The sequence below is a fragment of the Streptomyces canus genome (assembly GCF_041435015.1).
Taxonomy (GTDB): domain Bacteria; phylum Actinomycetota; class Actinomycetes; order Streptomycetales; family Streptomycetaceae; genus Streptomyces; species Streptomyces canus_G.
Window position 1 is genome coordinate 5,945,690 of record NZ_CP107989.1, and the last position, 14,044, is coordinate 5,959,733.

General features: G+C 69.9%; 12 protein-coding genes and 1 riboswitch. All 12 genes read left to right on the forward strand.

Annotation, left to right across the window (positions count from 1 at the left end; all coding sequences use genetic code 11):
* The first annotated feature begins 65 nt into the window (after positions 1–65).
* The 12 genes from OG841_RS27250 to OG841_RS27305 all read left to right on the forward strand — a co-directional run bounded on the left by OG841_RS27250 (position 66) and on the right by OG841_RS27305 (position 13,380).
* On the forward strand, positions 66–893 hold the full coding sequence (locus OG841_RS27250; protein ID WP_328639089.1) for a glycoside hydrolase domain-containing protein: 828 nt from the start codon (positions 66–68) through the stop codon (positions 891–893).
* Between the two features lie 144 nt (positions 894–1,037).
* Positions 1,038–1,685, forward strand: a complete 648-nt coding sequence (locus tag OG841_RS27255; RefSeq protein WP_328639088.1) for a SurA N-terminal domain-containing protein — start codon at positions 1,038–1,040, stop codon at positions 1,683–1,685.
* A gap of 146 nt (positions 1,686–1,831) precedes the next feature.
* Entirely contained in the window at positions 1,832–2,857 is a 1,026-nt protein-coding gene (locus OG841_RS27260; RefSeq protein WP_328639087.1) for a nucleoside triphosphate pyrophosphohydrolase, read from the forward strand.
* The gene (locus tag OG841_RS27265) at positions 2,854–4,182 is read left to right on the forward strand and encodes a cytochrome P450 family protein (RefSeq protein ID WP_328639086.1); all 1,329 of its coding nucleotides are present in this window, start codon (positions 2,854–2,856) and stop codon (positions 4,180–4,182) included. The genes OG841_RS27260 and OG841_RS27265 overlap by 4 nt, the downstream gene beginning before the upstream one ends.
* Before the next feature lie 192 nt (positions 4,183–4,374).
* Positions 4,375–5,355: a transglycosylase family protein gene (locus tag OG841_RS27270; RefSeq protein ID WP_328639085.1), complete on the forward strand. Its 981-nt coding sequence runs from the start codon at positions 4,375–4,377 to the stop codon at positions 5,353–5,355.
* A gap of 206 nt (positions 5,356–5,561) precedes the next feature.
* Positions 5,562–5,729, forward strand: a riboswitch (cyclic di-AMP (ydaO/yuaA leader).
* Between the two features lie 3 nt (positions 5,730–5,732).
* The gene (locus OG841_RS27275) at positions 5,733–6,413 is read left to right on the forward strand and encodes a transglycosylase family protein (RefSeq protein WP_328639084.1); all 681 of its coding nucleotides are present in this window, start codon (positions 5,733–5,735) and stop codon (positions 6,411–6,413) included.
* 291 nt (positions 6,414–6,704) lie between these two features.
* On the forward strand, positions 6,705–7,991 hold the full coding sequence (gene eno / locus OG841_RS27280; protein WP_057610369.1) for a phosphopyruvate hydratase: 1,287 nt from the start codon (positions 6,705–6,707) through the stop codon (positions 7,989–7,991).
* A gap of 101 nt (positions 7,992–8,092) precedes the next feature.
* Entirely contained in the window at positions 8,093–8,569 is a 477-nt protein-coding gene (locus tag OG841_RS27285) for an FtsB family cell division protein (protein ID WP_328639083.1), read from the forward strand.
* 30 nt (positions 8,570–8,599) lie between these two features.
* Positions 8,600–9,130 (forward strand): DUF501 domain-containing protein, encoded by a 531-nt coding sequence (locus OG841_RS27290; RefSeq protein WP_062044019.1) that lies wholly within the window; start codon positions 8,600–8,602, stop codon positions 9,128–9,130.
* Positions 9,127–10,068 carry a Ppx/GppA phosphatase family protein gene (locus OG841_RS27295; protein WP_328639082.1) on the forward strand — a complete coding sequence of 314 codons (942 nt, stop codon included), beginning with the start codon at positions 9,127–9,129 and terminating at the stop codon, positions 10,066–10,068. Before OG841_RS27290 ends, OG841_RS27295 begins: the two co-directional genes overlap by 4 nt.
* A gap of 433 nt (positions 10,069–10,501) precedes the next feature.
* A complete protein-coding gene (locus OG841_RS27300; RefSeq protein WP_328639081.1) occupies positions 10,502–11,878 on the forward strand; it encodes an NAD(P)/FAD-dependent oxidoreductase in 1,377 nt (458 codons plus the stop codon).
* A gap of 203 nt (positions 11,879–12,081) precedes the next feature.
* The gene (locus OG841_RS27305; RefSeq protein ID WP_328639080.1) at positions 12,082–13,380 is read left to right on the forward strand and encodes a cyclopropane-fatty-acyl-phospholipid synthase family protein; all 1,299 of its coding nucleotides are present in this window, start codon (positions 12,082–12,084) and stop codon (positions 13,378–13,380) included.
* Positions 13,381–14,044: the final 664 nt, after the last annotated feature.

The following is a 14,044-nucleotide window of genomic DNA, read 5'->3' on the forward strand; positions in this document are numbered from 1 at the left end:
GCTTCGTTTCAGCCAAATCACCATGTACAGCACAACCAACAGCACATCCAGGGGTGGGGTCGTCCATGTCCAGCCATCGGCAGTCGAAGAAGCGCAGATACGTCACGTGGGGCGTCGCCGGAGCCGCCGTGGTCGCCGGCGCGGGTCTCGCCGCGCAGAGCTCGATGGCCGCGACCACCTGGCCGGCGCAGAAGACGTACACCGGCCGCGCCTTCGACACCTGCGCCGCCCCCTCCCTCTCCGCGATGAAGGCCTGGCACGGCGGCCTCTACGGCGCCGCCGCCGTCTACGTGGGCGGCAAGAACCGGGGCTGCTCCCAGCCCAACCTCACCGCCTCCTGGGTCAAGTCGGTCAGCACGGTCGGCTGGAAGCTCATCCCGCTCTACGTCGGAGCCCAGCCGCCCTGCCAGAGCGGCTCCAACCCGGAGAAGCTCACCGCCTCCACCGCCGCCTCCCTGGGCGCGACGGACGGCGCGGACGCGGTGGCCAAGGCCTCCGCGCTCGGCATGAAGGTCGGCAGCCCGATCTATCTGGACATGGAGGCGTACGACATCACGAACAAGGCGTGCAACGACGCCGTGCTCACCTATGTGCGTGCCTTCGACAAGACCCTGCGCGCGAAGACGTACCGAGCGGGCTTCTACGGCTTCACCAGCTCCAGCGCCAAGGCGATCGCCAACGCGACCAACAAGACCGACCTGCCGGGCAACCTCTGGTACGCGCTGTGGGACAAGCAGAACACCACCACCGCGGACTGGCCCTTCGGCGCCACGCAGTACACGGATCACAGCCGTGGCCACCAGTACCTCGTGAACAGCAAGGAGTCGCGCAACGGCTACACGATCACCGTGGACCGGGACGCGTGGGACGGTCCGGTGGCCATCACCGGCTGACGGCAACCACGCGCGCGTGGCGCGGCGGTGCCCGAAGTCCTGGTGAATCGTTGGTCGAATGGGTTGGCCAGAGCCGGTCCCCTGCCTACCATCGATCACCGCAAGACCTTGTGCACCGTCGCACAATCTCCTCGGGAGGCCTCCTTGCACCGCCGTCGTCGCACCGCGCTCGTCCTCTCCGCCGCGCTCGCCGCCGCGGCACCCCTGCTCACCGCGTGTGGAAGCGACGCGCATCCCGGCGCCGCGGCCGTCGTCGGCGGGCAGCGGATCACTGTCGCGCAGCTGGAGAACCGGGTGACCGAGGTGCGGGACGCGCAGCGGGAGGCCGTCACCGACGAGGCCCAGTACGCGCAGGCCGTCGCCAAGACCGGCACCCTCACCCGCGACGTCCTGCACGGTATGGTCCTCGATCAGGTGCTGCACCGGGCGGCCGAGAACGCGGACGTGTCCGTCACCCGCAAGGAGGTCCAGGAGCTGCGCTCCGGCCTGGAGGAGCAGGCCGGCGGTGCCAAGGGCCTGGAGAAGGCATGGCTCCAGCAGTACGGCATCGCCCCCGAACGCCTCGACGAGAACCTCCTCCTCCAGCTGGAGGCCCAGAAACTCGCCGGAAAGCTCGGCACCGACACCGGCGACCCCGCCTTCTGGAACGCCCTGAGCAAGGCGTCCAAGCAACTCGACGTCGACCTCAACCCGCGCTACGGCACCTGGGACGTCGCGAAGAGCACCCGCGTCGACGCGAAGACCCCGTGGGTGCGGGAGGTCACGACGGCGGGCAGCGAGCAGAGCGCGTAGCGGGACCGAGGCAGCCCGCACCCGGGGATCAGCCCGACGTAGCGGGGCAGCCCACACGGCAGGCGGATGATCGTACGATCGCCCCGCCATCCCCCGCCTGTGGACAAACCGATCGCCCCGTCGACGCCGTGCGTTAGCTTCGAACTGTGAACGCAACCGGCTTCGAGCCCGCCCCTGACCAGGACCCGGACACGGCGTCCGCCCCCGGCCGCATCGTCCTGCTCACCACCAGCCACCGCGTCGCCCCCGGCCTGTTGTCCTGGCCCGCCTGGCAGGCGCTGCACGCCGCAGACCATGTTCTGTGCGCGGACGGAGCCCATCCCCAGCTGCCGTATCTGCGGGAGGCGGGGATAGCGGTCGACGAGACGTCCCCGACCGCCGAGGAGCTGGTCGGAGCGTGCGCGGGCGGACACACGGTGGTCGTCGTGGCCACGGGCGAGGGCGAGCCGGCCCTCACGGACGGTCTGGCACGCCTCGCCGGATCCGGACGCATACAGATGCCCGAGCTGGAGCTGCTCCCCGCCTCCTACGACCTGCCCGGTGCCCGGCTCCTCGACCTCGTCCAGGTCATGGACCGGATCCGCGCCGAGTGCCCGTGGTCCTCCCAGCAGACCCACGAGGGCCTCGCCAAGTACGGCATCGAGGAGGCGTACGAACTCGTCGAGGCCATCGAGGAGGGCGACCGCGACGAACTGCGCGAGGAACTCGGGGACGTCCTGCTCCAGGTCGTCTTCCACTCCCGTATCGCCGAGGAGGACCCGGACGCCCCCTTCTCCGTCGACGACGTCGCCGGCGGCATCGTCGCCAAGCTCATCCACCGCCATCCGCACGTCTTCGGCGACGAGACGGCCAGCACGCCGGAGGAGGTCAAGGCGCACTGGCTGCGCACCAAGGCGATAGAGAAGCAGCGCAGTTCGGTGACCGAAGGCATCCCGCTCGGCCAGCCCGGCCTCGCCCTCGCGGCGAAGCTGGCGTCGCGGGTTCGGACGGCGGGCCTGGACGTCCCGCTCCCGAAGACCGAGGGCATCGGCTACGAACTCCTCGTCCTGGCCGCCCGCGCCGAGGCGGAGGGCGTCGACCCGGAGGCGGCCCTGCGCGCGGCGGCACGGCTGTACCGGGACGCGATCCGGGAGGTCGAGGCACCCCACCCGCCGGATAACGTCAAGGAGTGACCGACCAGCCCTCAGCCACCCCCGCCGACCCTGCGACCCCCGGCACCCCCGCGTCCCCCGCCGTCCCCGCCGCCACGACTCCCGCCCCCGAGTTGTTCTCCTGGGAGTTCGCCACCAACCCCTATCCCGCCTACGCCTGGCTCCGCGAGCACGCCCCCGTGCACAGGACCCGGCTGCCCAGCGGGGTGGAGGCCTGGCTGGTCACCCGGTACGCCGATGCCAAGCAGGCCCTCGCCGACCAGCGGCTCAGCAAGAACCCGGCGCACCACGACGAGCCCGCGCACGCCAGGGGCAAGACGGGTATCCCGGGGGAGCGCAAGGCGGAGCTGATGACGCATCTGCTGAACATCGACCCGCCGGACCACACCAGGCTCCGACGGCTCGTCAGCAAGGCGTTCACACCCCGGAGGGTCGCCGAATTCACGCCGCGGGTGCAGGAGTTGACCGACCGCCTCATCGACGGGTTCGCGACCACCGGCACCGCCGACCTCATCCACGACTTCGCCTTCCCGCTCCCCATCTACGCGATCTGCGACCTGCTCGGCGTCCCCCGCGAGGACCAGGACGACTTCCGGGACTGGGCGGGCATGATGATCCGTCACGGAGGGGGGCCGCGCGGCGGGGTCGCGCGGTCCGTGAAGAAGATGCGCGGCTATCTCGCCGAGCTCATCCACCGGAAGCGGGAAGCGCTGCCCGACGAGCCGGCCCCGGGCGAGGACCTCATCTCCGGACTGATCCGCGCCTCCGACCACGGCGAGCACCTCACCGAGAACGAGGCCGCGGCGATGGCGTTCATCCTCTTGTTCGCCGGCTTCGAGACCACCGTCAATCTCATCGGGAACGGCGTGTACGCCCTCCTCACCCACCCCGAGCAGCGGAACCGGCTGCAGCAGTCCCTGGTCGCCGGGGAAAGAGGCCTCCTGGAGACCGGTGTGGAGGAGCTCCTGCGATACGACGGCCCGGTCGAGCTGGCCACCTGGCGGTTCGCCACCGAGCCCCTGAGGATCGGCGGTCAGGACATCGCGGCCGGTGACCCGGTGCTCGTCGTGCTCGCGGCGGCGGACCGGGATCCCGAGCGGTTCGCCGACCCCGATGTGCTCGATCTGTCCCGCCGTGACAATCAGCACCTCGGTTACGGCCACGGCATCCACTACTGCCTCGGTGCCCCGCTCGCCCGTCTGGAGGGGCAGACCGCGCTCGCCACCCTCCTCACCCGTCTCCCGGACCTGCAACTCGCGGTGGATTCAGCCGATTTGCGCTGGCGTGGGGGACTCATCATGCGTGGACTGCGCACTTTGCCCGTGGAGTTCACGCCCGTCCGGTAATCGACCGAGGGGTCCGGCCTATCCCCGCACGGGGCCTCGTAAACATGACGTGCCCTCAAGTCTGTGATCTTCACGTGATCTACGCGGCATTAACTTGTGACAAGTGATCGAATCCCTATACGTTCACGGACCAGCGCGGTGCCCTGCACCACCCGCCGCGCAGGTCCCTGCTCTCTCGGGAAAGGTCCCCCCATGCTCTCCGGGAACGGTCGTCACCGTCGCCCCCGTCAGGCTCCGGCTCTCCTCATTGCGGCCGGTGTGACGGGATCCGCCATCGCGATCCCACTGCTCGGGGCGACCGGAGCGAGCGCCGCCACCGGCACCACCTGGGACCGGGTCGCGGAATGCGAGAGCGGCGGCTCCTGGAGCGCGAACGACGGCAACGGCTACTACGGCGGCCTCCAGATGTCCCAGGAGAACTGGGAGAAGTACGGCGGCCTCGAATACGCCAAGACCGCGGATCTGGCCAGCCGCAACCAGCAGATAGCCGTGGCCGAGAAGCTTCTCGCGGACCAGGGCATCGCCGCGTGGCCGACCTGCGGTCTGCTCAACGGTCTCAGCAAGGACTCGAGCTCGGCCGATGTCGACACGGGTGTGGAGAGCGGGACGCCCTCGGCCTCCGCGTCCGGCTCGTCGGAATCATCCGGTTCGTCCGGTTCCTCCAACTCGTCGGGCTCCGGAGAGTCTTCCGGTCTGCTCGGCGCGCTGGACGGTTCGTCCACGACTCCCTCGCCGTCGGCCACCCCCTCCAGCGGTGACAAGGGTTCCGGCAAGTCGGACAAAAAGAACTCCTCGGGTTCCGAGGGTTCCGCCGCGGAAGGGGCGCAGTCTTCCGACAGCTCACCCGTGGTGAACCCAGAAGAGGACGAAGCGGACAAGTCGTGGCAGGAGGGCAGCTCTTCGGCCCTCGTGGACGTCGGCGCCCTCGGCTCCGGCAAGCACCGGGGTGGCAGCGCCGAGGAGAATGCGACGAAGAGCGCGGCCTCCTCCGCGGCCGGCCGCCACGCCGCCCGTACCTACACCGTCCAGGAGGGCGACTCCCTCGCCTCCATCGCCGACTCCCTTGGCCTCGACGGGGGATGGCGCGCCCTCTATGCCGAGAACAAGGACCGCATCGGGGCCGACCCGAGCAACATCGTCGCCGGTCAGACGCTCGACACAGGGGCTGAATAGGGCGGAAAAGCCCAGAAAAACAGCGGGAGTTCACGTCACACTTCGCACCGAATGTCCACTTTGGTGAAAGTGTGGGATGAGTCTCAGAAGCCCTGATCGTCTTTGAAATTCCGCCGAACGCGTGTCTACGGTCGTCACCGCTCGGCAACCCGAGCCCCGTCTGTCGCAACGCCGAATCCTGCCAGCGGCCGTACGGGAACAGTCGTCGCTTAACAGCGCCGTAGGCAGGAGCGGGGGACCCAAGGTAAGTGCCGGGCCCAGCAGTTGAGCTGGAACCGGCTTGGGGTTAAGCCGTGCACCGGGAGGTGCGCGGCCGGGCAACTCAACCGGCCCGAACCCGACAGCTCACCTCGTAGGCGTCGGTGAGGGGATCCACCATGCTGTTTTCCGGCAAGGGCAAGCACCGTCGTCCGTCCAAGGCCACTCGCGCCGCCGCGCTCGCCGGTGTCACCGGTGTCGCCATCGCCGCCCCGCTGATGGCGGCCGGCAACGCCTCCGCCGCCACCGCCTCCGAGTGGGACACCGTCGCCCAGTGCGAGTCCGGCGGCAACTGGTCCATCAACACCGGCAACGGCTACTACGGCGGTCTGCAGTTCTCGGCCTCCACCTGGGCCGCGTACGGCGGCACGCAGTACGCCGCGCAGGCCAACCAGGCCAGCAAGTCCCAGCAGATCGCCGTCGCCGAGAAGGTCCTCGCCTCGCAGGGCAAGGGTGCCTGGCCGGTCTGCGGCACCGGCCTGTCCAGCGCCACCTACAGCGGCGGCAGCAGCTCGTCCTCCTCCAACAGCTCCTCGAACACGAGCAGCCGTTCGACCGAGGAGCAGAGCGCCTCCCGTTCGACCGACCGTCCGGCGGCCAAGAAGACCGTCACCACCCCGACCGGCAAGAAGGTCAAGAAGGGCGACGGCGAGTACAAGGTCGTCAAGGGTGACACCCTCAGCTCGATCGCCGAGAAGCACAAGGTCAAGGGCGGCTGGCAGAAGCTGTTCAAGCTGAACAAGGACATCATCACCGACGCCGACTTCATCTACCCGGGCCAGCAGCTGCACCTCAAGTAAGGCCCAGCTGAACCACAGCGCCCTCACATCCGTGTCCTTCACGATGAAGGCCTCGTGAGGGTCCCCCCGTCCCCACGGGCTCCCCGCTCCGGTGCGTGTTCCCCCGTACGCACCGGGGCGGGGTTTTTTCATGCGCCGCCCCGGGCCGTCTTTGTTCAGTTCAGAAACAATTTACTTTCGGTTCTGTCCACGGGGCGGTCCACACGGTGGCCGATCCCCCGGAGCCGGTTAGGCTCGGTCTCGCAGAACCCACCGCGGTCCCGGCGGACCGTGTCAGACCCCAAGAAGGAGATGCTCGTGCCGTCCATCGACGTCGTCGTAGCCCGGGAAATCCTGGACTCCCGAGGCAACCCCACGGTCGAGGTCGAGGTCGGCCTCGACGACGGCAGCACGGGTCGTGCCGCCGTCCCGTCCGGCGCCTCCACGGGTGCCTTCGAGGCCATCGAGCTCCGCGACGGTGACCCCAACCGCTACCAGGGCAAGGGTGTCGAGAAGGCCGTCCTGGCCGTCATCGAGCAGATCGGCCCGGAGCTGGTCGGCTACGACGCCACCGAGCAGCGCCTGATCGACCAGGCGATGTTCGACCTGGACGCCACCGACAACAAGGGCTCGCTCGGCGCCAACGCCATCCTCGGCGTCTCCCTCGCCGTCGCCCACGCCGCCTCCGAGGCCAGCGACCTCCCGCTCTTCCGCTACCTGGGCGGCCCGAACGCGCACCTGCTGCCGGTGCCGATGATGAACATCCTGAACGGCGGCTCGCACGCCGACTCCAACGTGGACATCCAGGAGTTCATGATCGCCCCGATCGGCGCGGAGTCCTTCTCCGAGGCGCTGCGCTGGGGCACCGAGGTCTACCACACCCTCAAGAAGGTCCTGAAGAGCAAGGGTCTGTCCACCGGCCTCGGTGACGAGGGCGGCTTCGCGCCGAACCTGGAGTCCAACCGCGCCGCCCTGGACCTCATCCTCGAGGCCATCAAGGAAGCCGGTTACATCCCCGGCGAGCAGGTCGCCCTGGCGCTCGACGTCGCCGCCTCCGAGTTCTACAAGGACGGCAAGTACCAGTTCGAGGGCAAGGACCGCTCCGCCGCCGAGATGACGGAGTACTACGAGGAGCTCGTGGCGGCCTACCCGCTCGTCTCCATCGAGGACCCGCTGTTCGAGGACGACTGGGCCGGCTGGAAGGTCCTCACCGACAAGCTCGGTGACAAGGTCCAGATCGTCGGCGACGACCTGTTCGTCACCAACCCGGAGCGCCTGGCCCGCGGCATCGACGACGGCGCCGCCAACGCCCTGCTCGTCAAGGTGAACCAGATCGGCTCGCTCACCGAGACGCTGGACGCCGTCGAGCTCGCCCAGCGCAGCGGCTTCAAGTGCATGATGTCCCACCGCTCCGGCGAGACCGAGGACGTCACCATCGCCGACCTCGCCGTCGCCACCAACTGCGGCCAGATCAAGACCGGCGCCCCGGCCCGCTCCGAGCGCGTCGCCAAGTACAACCAGCTCCTGCGCATCGAGGAGATCCTCGACGACGCGGCCGTGTACGCGGGCCGCTCGGCCTTCCCGCGCTTCAAGGGCTGACCCCGGCAGGGCTAAGCCTTCGCCAGTCGTACGTACGTCCCCGTACCGGTCCCGTACCGTGTGCGGGGACGTACGCACGTAGAAGGGGAGGCGGAAAGCCGATGGCCGTGAAGGACCGGGACCGTTTCTCCACCGCGACCAGGATCAGACTGCTCGGCGAGCAGACCGCGGCCCGTGTCTACCGCTCCCAGACCAAGCGACAGGCCCGCCGCTCCCGGCTGACCGGCCGGGCCGCGCTGCTCGCGCTCGTGCTGTGCACGCTGGTGGTGGCGCTGGCGTACCCGATAAGGCAGTACGTCTCCCAGCGCGCCGAGATCGCCGATCTGCAGCGGGAGAAGGCGCGGGCCGCCGAGCGGGTGGAGAAGCTGCGCGACCTCAAGGCGCGCTGGCAGGACGACACGTACGCCGAGCAGCAGATCCGGCAGCGGCTGCACTATGTGATGCCCGGCGAGACGGGCTTCGTCGTGGTCGACCCGGACGCGGCCAAGCAGGCGCACACCGACCTCGGGGCCGCCGACCGCCCCTGGTACGCGAACGTCTGGGACGGGGTCGACAAGTCCGACGCCTCCGACCAGTGAACCGACCGATGGACCGATAGAAAGACAGGCATGGAAACGCCTCCGCCCTCCACTCCGCGAACCGAGCCGACCGACGCGGACGTCGAGGCCTTCAAGCAGCAGCTCGGGCGGCCGCCGCGCGGACTGCGGGCGATCGCGCACCGGTGTCCGTGCGGACAGCCGGACGTCGTGGAGACCGCGCCCCGGCTGCCCGACGGCACGCCCTTCCCGACGACGTACTACCTGACGTGCCCGCGCGCCGCCTCGGCGATCGGCACCCTCGAGGCGAACGGCGTCATGAAGGAGATGACGGAGCGGCTCCAGACCGACCCGGAGCTCGCGGCGGCGTACCGGGCCGCGCACGAGGACTACATCGCCCGCCGTGACGCCATCGAGGTGCTGGAGGGCTTCCCGAGCGCGGGCGGCATGCCGGACCGGGTGAAGTGCCTGCACGTCCTGGTGGGCCACTCGCTCGCCGCGGGCCCGGGCGTCAACCCGCTGGGCGACGAGGCGATCGCGATGCTGCCGGAGTGGTGGCGCAAGGGCGCCTGCGTCTCCCTCGCCGAGGAGGACGCCCAGTGACCCGCGTCGCCGCCGTCGACTGCGGTACGAACTCGATCCGGCTTCTCGTCGCCGACTGTGACCCCGCGACCGGCGAACTGGTCGACCTGGACCGTCGTATGACCATCGTGCGGCTCGGGCAGGGCGTCGACCGGACCGGGCGGCTCGCCCCCGAGGCGCTGGAGCGGACCTTCGCCGCGTGCCGGGAGTACGCGGCGGTCATCAAGGAGCACGGGGCCGAGCGGCTGCGGTTCGTCGCCACCTCCGCCTCACGGGACGCCGAGAACCGGGACGAGTTCGTGCGCGGGGTGCTCGACATCCTCGGGGTCGAGCCCGAGGTCATCTCCGGGGACCAGGAGGCGGAGTTCTCCTTCACCGGGGCGACCAGGGAACTCAAGGGCAGCGACCACCTGGCCAGGCCCTACCTCGTGGTGGACATCGGCGGTGGTTCGACGGAGTTCGTGGTGGGCGACGACCATGTGCGCGCCGCACGCTCCGTCGACGTGGGTTGTGTGCGGATGACCGAGCGGCACCTCGTGCGCGACGGGGTCGTCAGCGACCCGCCCACCGATGACCGGATCGCCGCCATGCGGGCCGACATCGAGGACGCTCTCGACCTGGCCGAGGAGACCGTCCCGCTACGCGAGGCGCGCACGCTGGTGGGGCTCGCCGGGTCCGTCACCACGGTGTCGGCGATCGCGCAGGAGCTGCCCGAGTACGACTCGCAGGCCATCCACCACTCCCGCGTCTCCCGCGACCGCGTCCGTGAGATCACCGACTGGCTGCTGCACTCCACCCACGCCGAGCGCGCGGCCGTGCCCTCCATGCACCCCGGGCGCGTGGACGTCATCGCCGCCGGGGCCCTCGTCCTCCTGTCGATCATGGAGCGGATCGGCGCCGAGGAGGTCGTCGTGAGCGAGCACGACATCCTCGACGGCATCGCGTGGTCGGTCGCGTAGGACCCTGCCGAGCACCTCTGCTGAGCAGGGAGAACAACGTATGAGCGCGTCCGGGGGGCCCTTCGGGGCCCCTCTTTGACGTGTCGCCGGGAAAGTTCGTGAAGTTCTTCACAAGGAATTCGGCCCTGTCGGACGACGAATCCGGTCCGGTTGGCCCTTCCGGGGTCCCGACACCCGTGTGAACACGTTCAAAACGGGGGGATGCGGACCTCGGGCGCGGGTCGTGCGAGGGGGTCGCGCGGGTCTCTCGCAGGAGGGCTTTCGGTGCAGAGAGGCAGCTCACGCGGCATTGACAACGGGTCGCCCTACACGGTGGTTCCCCTCTCGCGCCATGACGTGGATCACGCGAGTCGCGGAGGATAGCACACCCTCTGGGGAAGCTTGTGAAGGGGCGCACGAGCGACCCCCCTGGGGCGGGTGGATACTCGATGGCATGAGCACCACGGAGCGTCCCAGGATCCTCGTAGTAGGCGGTGGGTACGTAGGCCTGTACGCAGCTCGGCGCATTCTCAAGAAGATGCGCTACGGCGAGGCGACCGTCACGGTCGTCGACCCCCGGTCGTACATGACCTACCAGCCCTTCCTCCCCGAAACCGCCGCCGGCAACATCTCCCCGCGCCACGTCGTCGTCCCGCTGCGACGCGTGCTGCCCAAGGCGGAGGTTCTCACCGGCCGGGTCACCACCATCGACCAGGACCGCAAGGTCGCCTCGATCGCCCCGCTGGTCGGCGAGGCGTACGAGCTGCCCTTCGACTACCTGGTGATCGCGCTCGGCGCGGTCTCCCGCACCTTCCCGATCCCCGGCCTCGCCGAGCAGGGCATCGGTATGAAGGGCATCGAGGAGGCCATCGGCCTGCGCAACCACGTGCTTGAGCAGCTCGACAAGGCCGACTCCACGACCGACGAGGAGATCCGCCGCAAGGCGCTCACCTTCGTCTTCGTCGGCGGTGGCTTCGCGGGCGCGGAGACCATCGGCGAGGTCGAGGACATGGCCCGCGACGCGGCCAAGTACTACAGCAACGTCTCGCGCGAGGACATGCGGTTCATCCTCGTCGACGCCGCCGACAAGATCCTCCCCGAGGTCGGCCCCAAGCTCGGCCAGTACGGCAAGGAGCACCTGGAGAGCCGGGGCGTGGAGATCTACCTCTCCACCTCGATGGACTCCTGCGTCGACGGCCACGTGGTCCTCAAGAACGGCCTCGAGGTCGACTCCAGCACCATCGTGTGGACCGCCGGCGTCAAGCCGAACCCGGTCCTGGCCCGCTACGGCCTCCCGCTGGGCCCGCGTGGTCACGTCGACGCCCAGCCGACCCTCCAGGTCACCGGCACCGACTACATCTGGGCCGCGGGCGACAACGCCCAGGTCCCGGACGTCGCCGCCCGCAAGGCCGGGGTCGAGAACGCCTGGTGCCCGCCGAACGCCCAGCACGCGCTGCGGCAGGCGCGGGTCCTCGGCGACAACGTGATCTCCGGGATGCGGGGCTTCCCGCAGAAGGACTACAGCCACTCCAACAAGGGTGCTGTCGCGGGTCTCGGCCTGCACAAGGGCGTCGCGATGATCGTCATGGGCAAGATGAAGATCAAGCTCAAGGGTCGTCTCGCCTGGTACATGCACCGCGGCTACCACGGTCTGGCCATGCCGACCTGGAACCGCAAGGTCCGCGTCTTCGCCGACTGGACCCTCGGTATGTTCCTCAAGCGCGAGGTCGTCTCCCTCGGCGCGATGGAGCACCCGCGCGAGGAGTTCTACGAGGCCGCGAGGCCCGTGCCGGCCGCCGAGCCCAAGAAGACCGAGGCGAAGGCCTCCTGACCGGCTCCGGTCGCTGATCCACCCCGAAGGACCTCCCGCCATCCGTGGTGCGGGAGGTCCTTCGGCGTTCCCGCACCCACCGGGTGTACGTGGGTGCTGCATGTTTTTTGCCCGGACGTAACCCGCAGAAGGGACTGCGCCCCGGCATGCCGCTGTTTACCAAAGTGGACAATTCCGGGATCCTCGTCACGGAGGTGTACGCCATGGCAGATGCCGCGCTGCGGCTCAGGGACCTCGTCGGACAGTTGCTGGGAGTGCCGCTACCGGTGCGGATCCGCGCCTGGGACGGTTCGGAGGCCGGGCCGCCGGACGCGCCCGCGCTGGTCGTGCGCAACCGGCGTGCCGTGCGCCGGCTGCTGTTCAAGCCGGGCGAGCTGGGGCTGGCCCGCGCCTGGGTCGCGGGAGACCTGGACATCGACGGTGATTTCTACACCGCCCTCGACCTGATCTCGGGGCTCGTGTGGCAGCGCGGGGAGGACGCCAGGACCCTCTTCCAGGCCCTGCGCGATCCCGAGGTGCGCTCCGCCGTCCGCGGGCTCCTCGCCCTCGCCGGCCCGCCGCTGCCGCCCGCCCCGCCGCCCGAGGAGATCCGCCGGGCCCGCGGCCATCTGCACACCAGACGCAGCGACAAGCGGGCCATCAGCCACCACTACGACGTCGGCAACGGCTTCTACGAGATCGTCCTCGGGCCGTCGATGGTGTACTCGTGCGCCTACTGGGAGGCTCCCGAACCCGGGGGAACCCTGGAGCGCGCCCAGCGCGACAAGCTCGACCTCGTCTGCCGCAAGCTCGATCTGCGGGCCGGGCAGAGGCTCCTCGACGTGGGCTGCGGGTGGGGCTCCATGGCCATCCACGCCGCCCGCGAGTACGGCGTGAGCGTCGTCGGCATCACCCTCTCCCAGGAGCAGGCGGCCTACGCCCGCAAGCGCGTCGCCGACGAGGGGCTCACCGACCGGGTCGAGATCCGGGTGCAGGACTACCGGGACGTCACCGACGGGCCGTACGACGCCGTCTCCTCCATCGGCATGGCCGAACACGTCGGCGCGGAAAGGTACTTGGAGTACGCCGAGGTCCTGCTGAAGCTCCTGAAGCCCGGCGGACGGCTCCTCAACCACCAGATCGCCCGGCGCCCGCAGGGCGACGAAGCGGCGTACGACCTCGACGAGTTCATCGACGCCTACGTCTTCCCCGACGGCGAACTCGCCCCCCTCGGCACCACCGTGACCATGCTGGAGCGGGCCGGGTTCGAGGTGCGGGACGTGGAGTCGATCCGCGAGCACTACGCCCACACCCTGCGCCGCTGGGTCGCCAACCTGGAGGCCCAGTGGCAGCGCGCGGCCCGGCTCGCAGGTCCCGGACGGGCCCGTGTGTGGCGGCTGTACATGGCCGCGTGCGCCCTGGCCTTCGAACGCAACCGCATCGGCGTCAACCAGGTCCTCGCCGTCAGAACCACCGAATCCGGCACGTCCGGCCTGCCCCTGAGGTCCCGCACCTGGAACTGACTCCCGGGGAAGCCGCCGGCCATGGCCATCCGTGACCCGGCGCGGGCGGAGCGACTGCTGCGACTGGTCGGCGACCGGCGGACACGCTGCCGAGCGACGGGCCCAACTGCGATACGGCTGTTCGGCCGTGCGTGGTGCGCAGGCCGGCCGGTGGTTGCCTCGACGGGTCGGTGACCGGACGCGGTGCGCGGATCCTGCGGCGGTCGGCGGGCACCGGGGAGGAAGGAGGGGCCCGTAGGCGAGCGACGGGCCCCAAGTGCGGTAGAGCTGCGCGGCCTTGCGTGGACGCGGGCGGCGGCTGGTTGGCTGTGGGCCGTGGCGCCTGGATCTCGTGGCAGGGCGCCGGGGAGGAACCGGGGCCTGTTGTCGGGCAGTGGGTCCCATGTGCGGTAGGTGTGCTCGGCGTTGCGTGGATGCGGGCGGCGGCTGGTCGGCGGTCGGTCGTGGCGTGTGGGTGGATCTCGTGGCAGGGCGCCGGGGAGGAACCGGGGCCTGTTGTCGGGCAGTGGGTCCCATGTGCGGTAGGGCTGCTCGGACTTGCGTGGTGCTGGTTGGTTGGAGTGGTGGGTGCGACTGGTCGGCGGGCGCGGGGCCGTGCCGGTCGGCGTCGGGCCATGACGAGGGGGCCCGCCGAGCGGCGGGCCCCCTCGTGGCGTACGGCTGC

What these genes read in the sequence shown, in the direction of transcription:
- OG841_RS27250 (WP_328639089.1), top strand. Translation starts at nt 66, where the DNA reads ATGTCCAGCCATCGGCAGTCGAAGAAGCGCAGATACGTCACGTGGGGC.
- OG841_RS27270 (WP_328639085.1), top strand. Translation starts at nt 4,375, where the DNA reads ATGCTCTCCGGGAACGGTCGTCACCGTCGCCCCCGTCAGGCTCCGGCT.
- OG841_RS27275 (WP_328639084.1), top strand. Translation starts at nt 5,733, where the DNA reads ATGCTGTTTTCCGGCAAGGGCAAGCACCGTCGTCCGTCCAAGGCCACT.
- eno (WP_057610369.1), top strand. Translation starts at nt 6,705, where the DNA reads ATGCTCGTGCCGTCCATCGACGTCGTCGTAGCCCGGGAAATCCTGGAC.
- OG841_RS27285 (WP_328639083.1), top strand. Translation starts at nt 8,093, where the DNA reads ATGGCCGTGAAGGACCGGGACCGTTTCTCCACCGCGACCAGGATCAGA.
- OG841_RS27290 (WP_062044019.1), top strand. Translation starts at nt 8,600, where the DNA reads ATGGAAACGCCTCCGCCCTCCACTCCGCGAACCGAGCCGACCGACGCG.
- OG841_RS27300 (WP_328639081.1), top strand. Translation starts at nt 10,502, where the DNA reads ATGAGCACCACGGAGCGTCCCAGGATCCTCGTAGTAGGCGGTGGGTAC.
- OG841_RS27305 (WP_328639080.1), top strand. Translation starts at nt 12,082, where the DNA reads ATGGCAGATGCCGCGCTGCGGCTCAGGGACCTCGTCGGACAGTTGCTG.